The sequence below is a fragment of the Streptomyces griseoviridis genome, assembly GCF_005222485.1.
Lineage (GTDB): Bacteria > Actinomycetota > Actinomycetes > Streptomycetales > Streptomycetaceae > Streptomyces > Streptomyces hintoniae.
This window is the reverse complement of sequence record NZ_CP029078.1, coordinates 3,039,235-3,054,088: the sequence shown is the minus strand read 5'-3', so window position 1 is coordinate 3,054,088 and position 14,854 is coordinate 3,039,235. Positions and strand designations below refer to the sequence as shown.

The 14,854-nt window shown below is 73.0% G+C and carries 10 protein-coding genes and 1 tRNA gene; 8 read left to right on the top strand and 3 right to left on the bottom strand.

Features of this window, described 5'->3' with window-relative positions; all coding sequences use genetic code 11:
* The first annotated feature begins 54 nt into the window (after positions 1-54).
* Both DDJ31_RS12635 and DDJ31_RS12630 read left to right on the top strand, forming a co-directional pair.
* The gene (locus DDJ31_RS12635; protein ID WP_164784981.1) at positions 55-228 is read left to right on the top strand and encodes a hypothetical protein; all 174 of its coding nucleotides are present in this window, start codon (positions 55-57) and stop codon (positions 226-228) included.
* 3 nt (positions 229-231) lie between these two features.
* A complete protein-coding gene (locus DDJ31_RS12630; RefSeq protein WP_127180168.1) occupies positions 232-465 on the top strand; it encodes a hypothetical protein in 234 nt (77 codons plus the stop codon).
* Here DDJ31_RS12630 and DDJ31_RS12625 read toward each other — a convergent pair.
* Positions 434-1,645, bottom strand: coding sequence for a glycosyltransferase 87 family protein (locus DDJ31_RS12625; protein WP_127180169.1), 1,212 nt, complete (start codon positions 1,643-1,645; stop codon positions 434-436). The genes DDJ31_RS12630 and DDJ31_RS12625 overlap by 32 nt on opposite strands.
* Before the next feature lie 101 nt (positions 1,646-1,746).
* Between DDJ31_RS12625 and DDJ31_RS12620 the strand changes: the two genes are divergently transcribed.
* A tRNA-Ala gene (locus DDJ31_RS12620) sits at positions 1,747-1,819 on the top strand.
* A gap of 221 nt (positions 1,820-2,040) precedes the next feature.
* On the opposite strand, the gene DDJ31_RS12615 is transcribed toward DDJ31_RS12620, so the two are convergent.
* Positions 2,041-3,648 carry an NADH-quinone oxidoreductase subunit NuoF family protein gene (locus tag DDJ31_RS12615; RefSeq protein WP_127180170.1) on the bottom strand — a complete coding sequence of 536 codons (1,608 nt, stop codon included), beginning with the start codon at positions 3,646-3,648 and terminating at the stop codon, positions 2,041-2,043.
* Positions 3,645-4,931 carry a cytochrome b/b6 domain-containing protein gene (locus tag DDJ31_RS12610; RefSeq protein WP_171480817.1) on the bottom strand — a complete coding sequence of 429 codons (1,287 nt, stop codon included), beginning with the start codon at positions 4,929-4,931 and terminating at the stop codon, positions 3,645-3,647. Before DDJ31_RS12610 ends, DDJ31_RS12615 begins: the two co-directional genes overlap by 4 nt.
* A 403-nt stretch (positions 4,932-5,334) precedes the next feature.
* On the opposite strand from DDJ31_RS12610, the gene leuS reads away from it, so the two are divergent.
* The 5 genes from leuS to DDJ31_RS12585 all read left to right on the top strand — a co-directional run bounded on the left by leuS (position 5,335) and on the right by DDJ31_RS12585 (position 14,492).
* Positions 5,335-8,214 (top strand): leucine--tRNA ligase, encoded by a 2,880-nt coding sequence (gene leuS, locus DDJ31_RS12605; protein WP_127180171.1) that lies wholly within the window; start codon positions 5,335-5,337, stop codon positions 8,212-8,214.
* 166 nt (positions 8,215-8,380) lie between these two features.
* Positions 8,381-9,145 carry a hypothetical protein gene (locus DDJ31_RS12600; protein ID WP_127180172.1) on the top strand — a complete coding sequence of 255 codons (765 nt, stop codon included), beginning with the start codon at positions 8,381-8,383 and terminating at the stop codon, positions 9,143-9,145.
* 144 nt (positions 9,146-9,289) lie between these two features.
* Entirely contained in the window at positions 9,290-10,135 is an 846-nt protein-coding gene (locus DDJ31_RS12595) for a DegV family protein (protein WP_127180173.1), read from the top strand.
* Between the two features lie 776 nt (positions 10,136-10,911).
* Positions 10,912-11,724 (top strand): helix-hairpin-helix domain-containing protein, encoded by an 813-nt coding sequence (locus tag DDJ31_RS12590; protein ID WP_431028192.1) that lies wholly within the window; start codon positions 10,912-10,914, stop codon positions 11,722-11,724.
* Positions 11,721-14,492: a ComEC/Rec2 family competence protein gene (locus DDJ31_RS12585; protein ID WP_127180174.1), complete on the top strand. Its 2,772-nt coding sequence runs from the start codon at positions 11,721-11,723 to the stop codon at positions 14,490-14,492. The genes DDJ31_RS12590 and DDJ31_RS12585 overlap by 4 nt, the downstream gene beginning before the upstream one ends.
* The last annotated feature ends 362 nt before the right edge of the window (positions 14,493-14,854 follow it).

The following is a 14,854-nucleotide window of genomic DNA, read 5'->3' as shown; positions in this document are numbered from 1 at the left end:
CGTGGCAGAATCAAACGGCCGGAAGGGAGCGCGGCCCGACGGGAGGGAGTAGCGATGCCTGCGAGCATCCTCGGGGAGGTCGGTGGCTTCCTCGAAGCGGCGTTGACACGGTCCACGGTGCCCCGCGCGAGCTGCCCTTCCCGCGGTTTCGGCCAGGTCGCCCGGATGCCCGGTGACGACGGCGGGATCTCCTCCGTGTGCACGGCCCGCGGCCACAGCCGGAGCTGATCGATGGGTGCACACAGGCGAAAGTGCGACTGGTGCGGCAGCGGGACGCCGATCGTGCGGGACATGGAGCCGGTCAACCCCGGCTACCAGTACTGGTGCGAGGAGTGCGCGCGGGCGCTGATCATAAAAGGCGACCCGATCGAGACGTACCGCGAACTGGAGGGCGAACCGATCTACGGGCGCCTCCTGGAGGAGCACTGCACGCTCAAGCGGTTCTACTCGTTCGTGACGGCGTGACGGCCCGCCCCGACCGGCGGGCGAGCACCAGGTAGACGCAGCCGGCCACCGCGTAGAGCGCGGACAGCGTCAACTCCAGGCTGTTCTGCCGCAGTTCGGGGCGGCCCTGGCCGTGCGGCACCCACCACAGGGCGTACGAGCAGAACACCAGCGCCACGGCCGCCGCCGTCCGGCGCTCGGCCCCGGTCCACAGCAGCAGCACGGCGGGCACGCACCAGACCCAGTGGTGCGACCACGACACCGGGCTGACGAGCAGCGCGGTCACCGCGCACGCCGTCACCGCCCAGGCGTGCCGCCCGCCCAACTCCGCACGCACGGCGACGGCGAGGCCGCACACGGCCGTCACAGCCGCCAGGACGGCCCACCCGGCTCCCGGGTCGGGAACGTGCAGCAGACGCGCGAGAACGCCGCGCAGGGCCTGGTTCGCGGTGTCCTCGGCGTGCCCGACCCGGCCGGTCTGGAACAGCGCCCGCGTCCAGAACCGCCATGAGTCGCGCGGCAGGAGCACCGCGGCGAGCAGCGTCGCCGCCGCGAAGACACCGGCCGCCCCGCGCGCGTGCCGCAGATGCCGCGCTCCGCCGCCGTCCCTGACGCGGGCGGTGATCCCGGCGGCGAGCAGGAACACCGCGAACAGCGCGGGCGTCAGCTTCACGGCGGCGGCGAGCCCGATGCCGACGCCCGCCCAGCGGTCCGCGCCGCGCCGCGTCAGGTCCCACAGGACGAGCACCGCGAGCGCCAGGTTGACCTGGCCGTAGCGCAGCGTCGTCCACACCGGCTCGCACCAGACGGCAGCCGCGGACACCCACCAGACGCTCTCCGCGCGCGGGTGCCCGACGAGCCGCAGCGACAGCCGCACGAACAGCACGAGCAGCGCGAGGTTGCCCACCGTGCCCAACAGCCGCAGCGCCGCCGTGTCGAGCAGGGTCAGCGGGGTGAACAGCAGGGCGGCGAACGGCGGGTAGGTGGTGGGCAGCCGCGCGTGGGTGGTGCGCAGCGCGTAGAGGTCGCCGCCCGCGCGCACGGTGGCGCCCTCGGCCCGGTACACCAGCAGATCGATCATCGACACGTGCGCGGCCCGCTGGGCGACCCAGAACGCGGCGAAGGACAGCAGGCAGACGCCCACGGCGGTCGGCATCCGCCGGGTTCCGGAGAACGCGATCACGGTCACGAAGGGCGACATTAGCCCGCGTACCCGCACGGAACGGAAACGATTTGGTGGTGGGCCCGGTCGACCGTGTAATGTTGGCGTCGCCGCCGGGGAGACCTGGCGGACCACAGCACGGGGCTATAGCTCAGTTGGTAGAGCGCCTGCATGGCATGCAGGAGGTCAGGAGTTCAATTCTCCTTAGCTCCACAGGAATCGAAGGCGGACCATCCGAAAGGGTGGTCCGCTTTTGTGTGTCCCCCTCTCGATCCCGATCGCGGCCTCGCCCGGACCCCGTTCCTGCTCCCGTCCCCGCTCCTGCCCTGCTTCGGTCTCTGGCGCGGGGCGTCGGACACGGAAGGGCCGCCCGGTGCGGGCGGCCCTCCACGCGTGCGTGCTCCACGTCGGCTCACGCGCGCGCGTGCCTCGGCTCAGCGGCCCAGGGCCCGTCGGCCGCGGCCCTGGGAGATCACCGGCAGGTTCCTGGCGGGCGCCTGCGAGCGGGTGTCCTCCTCCAGGCGCAGCGCGAGCGCGGGGCAGCGGCGCACCGCGCGCAGCGCCTTCGCCTCCGCGTACTGCGGGACCTTCGCCTGCGCGACGGTGGGGAAGCCGTCCGCGCCGAGCTGGAACACCTCGGGGAGGATGTCGGCGCAGAGCCCGTGGCCCCGGCACAGCGTCCAGTCGACGTGGATCTTCTGCCGGCTCGCGCCGTCGTCGCCGCTGTCGCCGCCGCCGACGAGCGCGGGGGCCCTGCCTCCCTCGAACAGCGGCAGGACGCCCTCCACGGGCCGTCCGCAGCCGTTTCCGAGGACGTGCGCGGCGAGGTCGTCGGTGAACGCCTTGATCGTCGACTCCAGGAACATCGCGGAGCCGTCGGGGTGCGAGCAGGCGCCGCGCCGCTTCACGTTCTTGGCGACCTGCTTGAGCGCTTCGAGGGCGGCGGGGCCGCCGCCGTTGAGGATGTCCTCCATGCCGCGCGCGGCGGCGGGCAGCCCCAGGTAGCAGGGGCCGCACTGGCCCGCGCTCTCCTCCGCGAGCCACTGCGCGACCCGCAGCGACTCGCCCAGCGGGCAGGTCTCCTGGGTGATCGGCAGGATGGCGCCCGCGCCGAGCGCGCCGCCCACCGCGTCCAGCGAATTGCGGGAGACGATCGCCTCGTTGACCGTCGCCGCGTCGATCCACTTGCCGTGGTAGCCGCCGGTCAGCACGCCCTGCGGGACCGGCGGGGCGCCGGCCAGCTGGAGCACGTAGCGCAGCGGCACGCCGGTGGGGACCTCGATCACCATCGGGCGGGCGACCGCTCCGGAGACCGTCAGCATCACGGTGCCCGGCTCGTCGTACAGGCCGGTGTTGCCGTACCGCTCGGGGCCGATGCGGGCGGCGATGGCGAGCTGCGCGTACGTCTCGGCGTTGGAGAGCAGGGTGGGGGCGCCGCCGACGCCGTTCTGCGAGGCGCTGACCTTGCGGCCCGGCGGTACCGCGGGGCCGCCGTCGATCGAGCGGATCAGCGACGCGGCGGCGCCGGTGACCATGCGGACCGGGTTGCGCTGCACGGACGCCTTCAGGGCCGAGCGGCGGCTGTTGCTGAGGCCGCGTTCGGCGAGCGCCGCCTCCATGGAGCGCTGGGTGGACTCCCGGGTGACGCCGATCACGAGCTGCCGGGCGCCCAGGGCCTCGGCGCACAGCAGCGCGCCGTCCAGGATGAGGTGCGGGGCGCGGTTGATCAGCACCGTGTCCTTGCGGCAGGCCGGTTCGTCCTCGCTGCCGTTGACGACGACGACCGGGCGCACCCCGCGTTTGATCGCCGCCTCGGCGACCGAGCGCAGCTTCTTGTGGAAGGGGAAGCCCGCGCCGCCGCGGCCCTTCAGGTTGATGCTCTCCGACAGCTGGGCGAGCTGCTCGCCGCCCAGGGGTTCGAGCGGCCCGTGCACCTTCAGGTGCATGGGCAGGTCAAGTCGTTCGACAAGGTCGAAGCCCGACGTGAGCTGGGGAAGGCCGACCACGCGGACTTCTGGGACGTCGGGCAGGGCCTCGTTCACCTATAGCCTCCGGAAGGCGTGTTCCAAGGTTCGCCCGAACCCGGCGCCTCGTAGGAGGTGCCGGGACCTTGTGAGTTGGCGGGACCGTTGTTGTACGTGTCCTGAGGGTTGTACGTGCCGTAGGCGGCATTCGTCTCACCCGTGTCGTACACATCACGTGGCGGATGTCCGCCGGCGTCCGCGCTCCCGTAGGCCGGGATGGTGAATCCGGTGTCCTGGAGCGGGTCGTAGGCGGACGGCGGCGCCTCGCCGAGCGGCGGCGGCGAGGGGACGGGCCAACTGCCCGCGGCGGTTCCGTTGTTGTCCGCGCGGGGCATCGCCTGGGTGGGCTGCGCGTCCATGCGGGTGGCCTGGTCGGCGCCGTACGGCTGCTGCCCGCGCGGGGGAGTGGCGGCCCGGTAGGCGGCGGCGAAGCCGTCGGCGGGGTCAGGGGACATCGTGCGGGCCGGGGTGTCGTAGAACGGCGACTGGAAGGACCCGGTGGACTCGGCGGCCTTCGGCTTCCGCTCCCGGGGCTTGTCGTAGCCGGGCAGCGACGAGGACGACTCGGCCATCCGGGCGCGGCTGGCCTCCAGTTCGTCCCGTCCCGGCCGGTCGTCGGTGCCCAGCAGGCGCATGATCCGGTCGGCGACCTTCCGCTTGACCGGGCGGGGCGAGGCGCGCAGCGCGAGGGCGGCCATCACGCCGAGCAGGGAGAGGCTGTAGAGGATCGTGAAGATCGGCTTGGCCGCGCGACCCGCGTAGAGCCCGTGCACCAGCGCGAGGCCCCAGGCCGGGTAGGCGAGCATGTGCATGGCCCGCCAGCGGGCGGCGACCGGCGCGGGGGAGGCGAAGTTGCTGCGCAGGGCGCCGGTGACGCCCACGAAGACCATCAGCAGCCCGGCCAGGGAGCCCATGCCGATCAGGCCCGCGCTCCCGGAGACGCCGAGCGAGAACGGGATGAGCGCGGCGATCAGGACGGTGTGGTCGAGGGCGATCTTGGTGGTGATGTGGAGCAGCAGGAACGCGATCGAGGCGACCGCGGTCGTGCGGTGCACCGCCTGCCCGACGATGCGTTGGCGGGTGTTGAGGAAGATCCGGTCCTGGGCGACCAGGCCCCAGATCACCGAACAGCTGAGCGAGACGAGGGACAGCACGCCCGCGCCGAAGTTGAGGAAGTCGCGGAACCGGTCACCTCCGACCAGCACCACCACGGGTATGAGGACCAGGACGACAGCGCTCGCCACGCCGTAGGCCGACCGGCCGGGCTTGGGGAGCGTGCTGGTACTACGACGAGGATTCATGGGGGCAACTCCGAGCAGTTCGGGAAGGGCGGTCCCGCTGCCGCACTCTAAGTGGCGCCATACCGACGGGTACGAGGTTTCAGTTATTGCGTTGTTATCAAAGGACAATGCGACTGGCGCCGTGTCCCTTAGCGACTGTTACGCGAAGTAATCCTTGACCGGAGGTTCGGTTCCTGCTGTGCGACGGTGGTGTCCACCCTGCATACGCAAGCGCGTCGCACCTTGCTCAAGGGCTGCGGTACCCTAACGCCATGCGTGCCGTACGCCTTCTGCTTAGCGGGCCGCGCTGATCAGTCCCGACGGCCGGGTGGACCGGCAGGTCGGCATCGGCGCGGCGTCCCCTCCTGTGCGAGGGGCTTTTTCATTTCCGCGGGCAGAGACGATCGATGGAGCTTTGAGGATCATGAGCGAGACGAACCCCGCCACCACCGCCGAGGTGGCGGCGCCGCACCGCTACACGGCGGCCATGGCCGCCGACATCGAAGCACGCTGGCAGGACTTCTGGGACGCCGAGGGCACCTACTCCGCCCCCAACCCCACCGGCGACCTGGCGGACGACCCCGCCGTCGCCGCCCGCCCCAAGAAGTTCATCATGGACATGTTCCCGTACCCCTCGGGCGCGGGCCTGCACGTCGGCCACCCCCTCGGGTACATCGCCACCGACGTCTACGCCCGCTTCCAGCGGATGAACGGCCACAACGTCCTGCACACCCTCGGCTTCGACGCCTTCGGCCTGCCCGCCGAGCAGTACGCCGTGCAGACCGGCACGCACCCGCGCGTGTCCACCGAGGCCAACATCGAGAACATGAAGGTCCAGCTGCGCCGCCTCGGCCTCGGCCACGACAAGCGCCGCTCCTTCGCCACGATCGACCCCGAGTACTACAAGTGGACCCAGTGGATCTTCGTCCAGATCTTCAACTCCTGGTACGACACGGAAGCGGGCACCGCCCGCCCGATCACCGAACTGGTCGCCCTCTTCGAGTCCGGTGAGCGCCCCGTACCGGGCCACACGCGCGCGTGGAGCGAACTGACCGCCACCGAGCGCGCCGACGTCCTGGGCGAGTTCCGCCTGGCGTACGCCTCCGACGCCCCCGTCAACTGGTGCCCGGGGCTCGGCACCGTGCTCGCCAACGAGGAGGTCACCGCCGACGGCCGCTCCGAACGCGGCAACTTCCCCGTCTTCAAGGCCAAGCTGCGCCAGTGGAACATGCGCATCACCGCCTACGCCGACCGCCTCATCGACGACCTGGACGGACTGGACTGGCCCGAGGCCATCAAGCTCCAGCAGCGCAACTGGATCGGCCGCTCCGAGGGCGCCCGCGTCGACTTCCCCGTCGGCGACGACCGCATCACCGTCTTCACCACCCGGCCCGACACCCTGTTCGGCGCGAGCTACATGGTGCTCGCCCCCGAACACGAACTCGTCGAGAAGATCACCCCGGCCGCCTGGCCCGAGGCCACCCACGACGTGTGGACCGGCGGCCACGCCACCCCCGCCGAGGCCGTCGCCGCCTACCGCGCGCAGGCCGCCTCCAAGTCCGACGTCGAGCGGCAGGCCGAGGCCAAGGACAAGACCGGCGTCTTCACCGGCGCGTTCGCCACCAACCCGGTCAACGGCGAGCGGATCCCCGTCTTCATCGCCGACTACGTCCTGATGGGCTACGGCACCGGCGCGATCATGGCCGTCCCCGCGGGCGACCAGCGCGACTTCGAGTTCGCGCGCGCCTTCGAACTGCCGGTCGTCTGCATCGTCGAACCCACCGACGGCCGCGGCACCGACACCGCCACCTGGGAGAACGCCTTCGGGTCCCACGACGCGAAGATCATCAACTCCGCCAACGACGAGATCTCCCTCGACGGCCTGCCCGTCCCCGAGGCCAAGGCCCGCATCACCGACTGGCTCGCCGGCCGCGGCATCGGCGAGGGCACCGTCAACTTCCGGCTCAGGGACTGGCTGTTCAGCCGCCAGCGCTACTGGGGCGAGCCCTTCCCGATCGTCTACGACGAGGACGGCATCGCCCACGCGCTGCCCGAGTCGATGCTGCCGCTCGAACTGCCCGAGGTCGAGGACTACTCGCCCCGCACCTTCGACGCCGACGACGCCGACACCCAGCCCGAGACCCCGCTCTCCCGCAACGAGGACTGGGTGAACGTCACCCTGGACCTCGGCGACGGCAACGGCCCGCGGAAGTACCGCCGCGAGACCAACACCATGCCCAACTGGGCCGGCTCCTGCTGGTACGAGCTGCGCTACCTCGACCCGCACAACGACCGCAAGCTCGTCGACCCCGAGATCGAGCGCTACTGGATGGGCCCCCGCGAGGGCCAGCCGCACGGCGGCGTCGACCTCTACGTCGGCGGCGCCGAACACGCCGTGCTGCACCTGCTGTACGCGCGCTTCTGGTCCAAGGTCCTCCACGACCTCGGACACATCTCGTCGGTCGAGCCGTTCCACAAGCTGTTCAACCAGGGCATGATCCAGGCCTACGTCTACCGCGACAGCCGCGGCATCGCGGTGCCCGCCGCCGAGGTGGAGGAACGCGACGGCGCCTACTACCACCAGGGCCAGAAGGTCAGCCGACTGCTCGGCAAGATGGGCAAGTCCCTCAAGAACGCCGTCACCCCCGACGAGATCTGCGCCGAGTACGGCGCCGACACCCTGCGCCTCTACGAGATGGCGATGGGCCCCCTGGACGTCTCCAGGCCCTGGGACACCCGCGCGGTGGTCGGCCAGTTCCGGCTGCTCCAGCGGCTGTGGCGCAACGTCGTCGACGAGGAGAGCGGCGCCCTCACCGTCGTCGACACCGAGCCCGACGAGGAGACGCTGCGCGCCCTGCACAAGGCGATCGACGGAGTCCGCCAGGACCTGGAGGGCCTGCGCTTCAACACCGCCATCGCCAAGGTCACCGAGCTGAACAACCACCTCACCAAGACGGGCGGGCCGCTGTCGCGCACGGTCGCCGAACCCCTGGTGCTGCTGGTCGCCGCGCTGGCCCCGCACATCGCCGAGGAACTCTGGCGCCGACTGGGCCACGACGACTCGGTCGTCCACCAGGACTTCCCCGTGGCCGACCCGCGCTACGTCGTCGACGAGACGGTGACCTGCGTCGTCCAGATCAAGGGCAAGGTCAAGGCCCGCCTCGAAGTCTCCCCGTCGATCTCCGACGACGAACTGGAGAAGGCGGCGCTCTCCGACGAGAAGGTCGTCGCGGCACTGGACGGCGCGAGCATCCGCAAGGTGATCGTGCGGGCGCCGAAGCTGGTCAACATCGTCACGGGATAACGCGTCCGGCCCGAGGTCACTGCCGGTGCGCGGTGGTGTCGGAGGGTATCGGGGTACTCCCCTACGGGCAGGTTCGGGGTTCTGCTGGAACTCCGGGCCTGCCTGTTGCGTTTACCGTTGAAGAAGCGGCGCGGCGCGTGCCGCGACCGTTCGGAGGAGGCCCGCAGTGGAAGCAGTGATCGCGGTGCTCGGACTGCTGTTCGTGGCCTTCGTCGTGCTCGGCGCTCTCGCCGCGGTGCGCGCGGTCGGCGCCGCCAAGCGAGGCGTGGACCGCACCATCACGCAGGCCCGCCGCACCGTCGAGGACCACACCCTGCGCGCCAAGTCCTACGCCCAGCTGGGACCGGCGGGCGAACTGGCCCAACTGCGGCTCAGGCTGCGCACATCGATGCGCGCCACCCAGGACGCGCTGAACACCGGCGTCGCGGAGGACGAGTCCCTCCGCGAGTCCCTCGGCCTCTTCCAGCGCCTCAGCGCACACGGCCACGAGCTCGACGGCGAACTGCGCGCCCTGGAGTCCGAGCCGGACCGCGCCAGGCTCCGCGAGCGGCTGCCAGGACTGCGCGAGCGCACCCAGCGGGTGGTCGCGTCTGCCGACTCGCTGCGCTGGGCCGCCCGCGACCGGGCCGTCCGCTTCGCCGCCGACGACCTGGACACCCTGAGCGAGCAGATCGACCTGGAGGCGGGCGCCCTGCGCCACTGGACGACCGCCCAGGACCCGGCCGCCGCCCAGCAGCCGGGACCGTCCACCGCCGCACCCCGGTCGCCCCAGTCGCCCCGGTCCGAGGCCGCAGACCCGCAGCCGCAGCACACCCGGCCGGGCACCTCACGCCCGGCCGCCGAGGAGCGGACACGTCCGTCGATCACCCCGCCGAGCCGCCGCCCCGCCTACCCCTGGCAGAAGAAGCCCCGCCCCGAGAGCACGACTTGATCCGGTCAAGCTCCGCTCGGCGGTCGTGCTCTGCTCAGCGGTCAAGCTCCGCTCGGCCGTCGCCGGCCGGGCTGCCTTCACGGGCCGGGCTGCCGTCAGGGGCCGGGCTGCCGCCTCGTCGCTACGGCAGGTAACCTCCAGCTCATGTCCGCCCATGTCGCGATCGTCACCGATTCAACGGCCTACCTGCCGCCGCGGACGATGGAGCACCACGGCATCACCGCGGTGCCGCTGACGGTCGTCCTCGGCGACCAGGCGCTGGACGAGGGCACCGAGATCTCCACGCGCTCACTGGCCCAGGCGCTCCAGAAGCGCCGCCCGGTCACCACCTCGCGCCCCAGCCCCCGGCTGTTCGCCGAGACCTACCGCAAGGCCGCCGAGGCGGGCGCCACCGGGATCGTCTCCCTCCACCTCTCCGCGGAACTCTCCGGCACCTACGACGCCGCCGTCCTCGCGGCCCGCGAGGCACCGGTCCCGGTACGCGTCGTCGACACCGGGATGATCGCCATGGCCCTCGGCTTCTGCGCGCTCACCGCGGCGGAGACGGCGGAGGCGGGCGGCTCGGTGGACGAGGCGGTCGCGGCGGCCGAGAAAAGGGCGGCGGGGACAGCCGCGTACTTCTACGTCGACACGCTGGACTATCTGCGCAGGGGCGGCCGGATCGGCGCCGCGCAGGCCCTGTTCGGCTCGGCGCTCGCCGTGAAACCGCTGCTTCAGCTGGAAGGGGGCCGTATCGAGCCCCTGGAGAAGGTCCGCACGGCGTCGAAGGCCATCGCACGCCTGGAGGAACTCGTCGCGGACCGGGCCGGCGACGCCCCGGTCGACATCGCCGTCCACCACCTGGCGGCTCCCGACCGCGCAACGGCCCTCGCGGACCGCCTGCGGGAACGGGTACCCGGGCTGGTCGACCTGCACGTGAGCGAGGTGGGCGCGGTGATCGGGGCGCACACCGGGCCGGGGTTGCTGGGGGCTGTGGTTTCGGAGCGGTAGGGGGCGGGGCGGGGGCCTGGGGGGCCTTGGGGGGCCTGAGGGGGGCGGGGTAAAGCTGGTTGGGGCTTCGGGCTTCGGGCTTCGGGCTTCGGGCTTCGGGCTTCGGGCTTCGGGGCTTCGGAGTTCGGGGCTTGGGGGCTGGGGCCTTGGGGGCTTCGGGGTTCGACGCTTGGGGCTTGGGGCCTTGGGTGGTGGGTGGCTTCACTCGTGTGAGTGGCGGAGATATCCACAACCGGGCCGTCCTCCACCGGAATTGAGCAAGATCATCGCGAGACGGCGAGGTGAGCGATCCTCGGCGCATGGCACTTCGATCGAGCACACGCACAGCGGTGGCCACCAGCGGGCCGGGGCGTCGGCCCGCCTCCGACGGACGGTTCCGGCACCGACGGCCGCACGGCCGGGTACGGCTGCGGGACCGGGCGCGGTCCGGGGACGGGGCGCGGGTCCGGGGAGGGGATGAGGTCCGGGGCGGGGATTCGGTCCGGGAGAAGGTCCGGCACAGGGGTGCGGCGCGGCGCGCGGCTGAGGACGACCTTCGGCGGCGGGCGGAGGTGCTGTTCGCCCAACGTCCCGAGAAGCCAGGGGAATTACGGGCCGGTGGCCGCTCCCCGACGGTTCGGACTGTCTCGGTGGGGGTTCCGGTCGGGGCCGTAGCGGTCGTCCCGGCGGTTGCGCCAGTCGCGAAGGTTGCGCAGGTCCCGAAGGTGGCGCAAGTCCCGTCGGTCCCACCAGTCTCGGTCGTCCCTGCCGCCCATGCCGTCCCTGCCGTCGCGGCGGTGACCGCGAAAGATCGCCTGGCGGGCGGGGCGTTGCCCGAGCCGGTGCGTGAACCGCCGTCGGTTGGGCGGGAGATGGGCGCCGGCGGACGGCTCCGGACGGCGTTTCGGGAGCGGATGCCGCTGTGGGTGCAGTCGCGGTGCGGGCTGGAGCGGCGGAGTGTGATCGCCCTCGGGGCGCTGCTCCTGGTGGCCGTTCTCTTCGCCGTCCAGCACTTCTGGTCGGGACGGACCCAGCCGGTGCGGGCACCGGAGGTGGTACGGGCCGCGGCCGGATACCGGGACGCGAAGGGCGGGGCGGGGGAGGCGGCCGCCGTCGCGGGTGAACCCTCGGCCGCGGTGCCCACTCCCGGGGGCGAGATCGTCGTGGACGTCAGCGGGAAGGTCAGGGACCCCGGTGTTCGGCGGCTGCCCGCCGGTTCGAGGGTCGCCGACGCGTTGCGCGCGGCCGGCGGGGTACGGCCGGGCACGAGCACCGAGGGGCTCAACCGGGCGCGCTTCCTGGTGGACGGCGAGCAAGTGGTCGTCGGGGGTGCGGGTGGTGCCGGCGCTGTCTCCGGGGGCGGGAGTGCGGGATCGGCTGGGGGCGCGGTTCCGGGGGCGGTCGGTGCCGTGCCTGGGGCGCCCGTCTCGCTGAACACCGCCACCGCCGACCAGCTCGACACCCTGCCAGGGGTGGGCCCGGTGCTGGCCCAGCACATCGTCGACTACCGCACCCGGCACGGCGGATTCCGGTCGGTGGACGAGCTGCGCCAGGTCAACGGCATCGGTGACCGCCGTTTCGCCGACCTCAAGAATCTTGTCCGGCCATGAGCGGCGGGGCGGGGCCCGCGCGGGAGCGGGTGTCCGTACACAGGGCCTCCGGGCACCGGCTGGGCGCGGCACACCCCAGGCAGGAGGAGGCGACGGACCTCCGGCTTGTCCCACCCGCGCTGGCGGCCTGGGCGACGACGGCGTTGCTGCTGGACGCGTCGGTGGGGTGGGTCGTCGGAGTGGCGGGGACGGGGGTTGTCGCGGCGACGGCTGTGACGCTGCTCGGGCGGAAGGGTGCGGGGCGTGGGGGAGGTGGCGGTGGTGGGGCCGGTGGTGGTGAGGGTTGCGGGGGTGGTCGGATTCGTCGTTCCCGCGAGGGGTGGCGGCGGATGTCGCTGGTCGCCTTGTTGCTCTGTGTGGCCGCTGCCGCCGTGGCCGCTGGTCTGCACGGGGCGGATGTGCGTGGTGGGCCGGTGCCGGAGGCGGCGCGGGAGTTCTCCACGGTGACCGCAGAGGTCGAGGTGACGTCCGATCCCCGGGTCAGCAGGCCCCGGATCAGCGGGGACCACATGGCGCCCGCCTCCGTGCTGGTCGAGGGCGAGGTACGGCGGCTGACCAAGGAGGACGGGACGGCCGTGGCGACGCGGGCGCCGGTGCTGGTGATCGTGGACGCGGGGCGCGTGGGGCGCGCGGCGGGAGCGGGCGCGGGTGTCGGAGCGGGGGATTCGTCGGGTGGGGGTGGTCTGCCGGGAGCTTCCTCGGACGAAGGCGGTCGGACACCAGCCGGCTCGGGCGGGGACGGTCTGCTGCGGCCTCCCTCGGGTGAGGGTGGTCCGCCGGGGGCTCCCTCGGATCGGTCGGCGACGACAGGCGGAGGCGGCCGGGTTTCCTCCGGTTCCCCTTGGCTCGCTCTGCTTCCCTCCACCCGGGTCCGGGTCGTCGGGCGGCTGGTGCCTCCGATGGCCGGGGGGGACCGGATCGCCGGGGTGATCCGGGTGCGGGGGCGGGCCGTGCCCGAGGTGGTGGCGGGGGCGTCGGCGGTGCAGCGGTTCGCCGGGCGGCTGCGGGCCGGGCTGCGGGAGGCCACCGACGGGCTGCCGGGGGACGCGCGGGCGCTGCTGCCTGGGCTGGTCGTCGGGGACACCGCGCGGGTCCTGCCGGATCTGGAGGAGGCGTTCAAGGAGACCGACCTCGCCCACACGCTGGCGGTGTCAGGCAGCAACCTCACGATCATTCTCGCGCTGCTCATCGGGCCGCCTGGGCTGGCCGGTCTCGCGGAGCGCAAGGGGCTCGCGCCCCGGCTCGGCCTCTCGCTGCGGGCGACCGCGCTGGGCGGGGGAGTGCTCACGCTCGCGTTCGTCATCGTGTGCCGACCGGACCCGAGCGTGCTGCGGGCGGCGGCCTGCGGGGCGGTGGCGCTGCTCGCGCTGGCGACCGGGCGGCGGAGATCGCTCGTCCCCGCGCTGTCCACGGCGGTACTGCTGCTGGTGCTCTACGACCCCTGGCTGGCGCGGAGTTACGGCTTCCTGCTCTCGGTGCTGGCCACCGGCGCGCTGCTGACCGTGGCGCCGCGCTGGAGCGGGGCGCTGCGTCGGCGCGGGGTGCCGGGGCGGCTGGCGGAGGCGTTGGCCGCCGCCGGTGCGGCGCAGGCGCTGTGCGCTCCGGTGATCGCGGTGCTGTCGGCGCGGGTGAGTCTGGTGGCGGTGCCGTGCAATCTGCTCGCGGAGTTCGTGGTGGCGCCGGCCACGGTACTGGGATTCGCCGCGCTGGCGACCGCTCCGCTGCTGATGCCGTTGGCCAAGGTGTTGGCGTGGGGAGCGAGTTGGCCGGCGGGATGGCTCGCGGCGATCGCCCGCACCGGGGCCGCGCTGCCCGGCGCGGGGGTCGACTGGCCGGGGAACTGGACGGGTGCGCTGCTGCTGGCGGTCGCCACCGTGGCCGTCCTGGCGGTGGGGCGACGACTTGTCCGGCATCCGTGGGGGTGCGGGGCGTGCGCGGTGCTGCTGGTCCTCGCGGTGGTGCGGCCGGCGCCGTTGACCAGGGTGATCACCGGGTGGCCGCCGCCGGACTGGCGGTTCGCGATGTGCGACGTCGGGCAGGGCGACGCGACGGTCCTTGCGGCCGGGGCGGGCAGCGGGGTGGTCGTGGACGCGGGGCCAGATCCGGCGGCGGTCGACCGGTGCCTGCGGGCGCTGGGCGTCACCAGGGTCCCGTTGGTCGTGCTGACCCACTTCCACGCCGACCATGTGGCCGGGCTGCCGGGTGTGCTGCGGGGGCGTTCGGTCGGGGCCATCCAAACGACGGCACTGGAACAGCCCGCGGATCAGGCGGAGTTCGTTCGGCGGGAGGCGGCGGCACGGCGTGTTCCGCTGGTCCGGGCGGTCGCGGGCGAGGAACGGCGGGCGGGACCGTCGTCGTGGCGGGTGCTGTGGCCGCCGGGCGGGTCGGCGCCGGTCGCCGAGAGCCCCAACGACGCCAGTGTCGCCCTGCTGGTGCGGGTGGCGGGGCTGCGGCTGCTGCTCCTCGGCGACCTCGAACCCCCCTCCCAGCAGGCCCTGTTGAGATCGCCCGAGGGAGCGCTGCTGCACGGGGTGGATGTCCTCAAGGTCGCCCACCACGGCTCGGCGTACCAGGACCCGGAGCTGATCAGACGGGCGGCGCCGAGGCTGGCGCTGGTGTCGGTCGGCGCGGGCAACTCGTACGGCCACCCGGCCCCCGGGACGGTCGCGGCGCTGCGGGCCGCGGGCGCGGTGGTCCTCCGGACGGACCGCGACGGGGCGTTGGCGATCACGGGGAGAGGAGATGGGCTGACGGTGGCACGGGGGTGAGGGGGCGGGGGTGAGGGGTGGAGGGTGAGGGGCGCGGGGGAGGGGGCGCGTACGCAAGGGGGCGGGGAGGGAGGGGGAGGGGGGGAGGGGAGGGGGGAGGGGGATGGCCCCCACCGTGAGTTGGAGCAGGGTCCGGCAGAAGTCCGCCCCCCGAAATCGGCTCTGTGCGATGAGGCACGGCGGGCGGCTCGGGCGGCTCGGGCGGGTTCAAGCGGTCGGGGCGGCTCGGGCGGTCAGAGCGGCTCGGCCGTTCCAGGCGACCCGGTGTGGCCAGGTGTGGCCAGGTGAGGCCCGGTGTGGCCGATGGGGCCAAGTGGAGCCCCAGTGGAGTCAGGTGGACCCCGATGGATCCGGGTCTGTGG

Bases quoted from the DNA above. Each gene is read 5' to 3' on its own strand.
- DDJ31_RS12595 (WP_127180173.1), top strand. From the start codon at position 9,290: ATGTCCGCCCATGTCGCGATCGTCACCGATTCAACGGCCTACCTGCCG.
- leuS (WP_127180171.1), top strand. From the start codon at position 5,335: ATGAGCGAGACGAACCCCGCCACCACCGCCGAGGTGGCGGCGCCGCAC.
- DDJ31_RS12585 (WP_127180174.1), top strand. From the start codon at position 11,721: ATGAGCGGCGGGGCGGGGCCCGCGCGGGAGCGGGTGTCCGTACACAGG.
- DDJ31_RS12625 (WP_127180169.1), bottom strand. From the start codon at position 1,645: ATGTCGCCCTTCGTGACCGTGATCGCGTTCTCCGGAACCCGGCGGATG.
- DDJ31_RS12630 (WP_127180168.1), top strand. From the start codon at position 232: ATGGGTGCACACAGGCGAAAGTGCGACTGGTGCGGCAGCGGGACGCCG.
- DDJ31_RS12610 (WP_171480817.1), bottom strand. From the start codon at position 4,931: ATGAATCCTCGTCGTAGTACCAGCACGCTCCCCAAGCCCGGCCGGTCG.
- DDJ31_RS12635 (WP_164784981.1), top strand. From the start codon at position 55: ATGCCTGCGAGCATCCTCGGGGAGGTCGGTGGCTTCCTCGAAGCGGCG.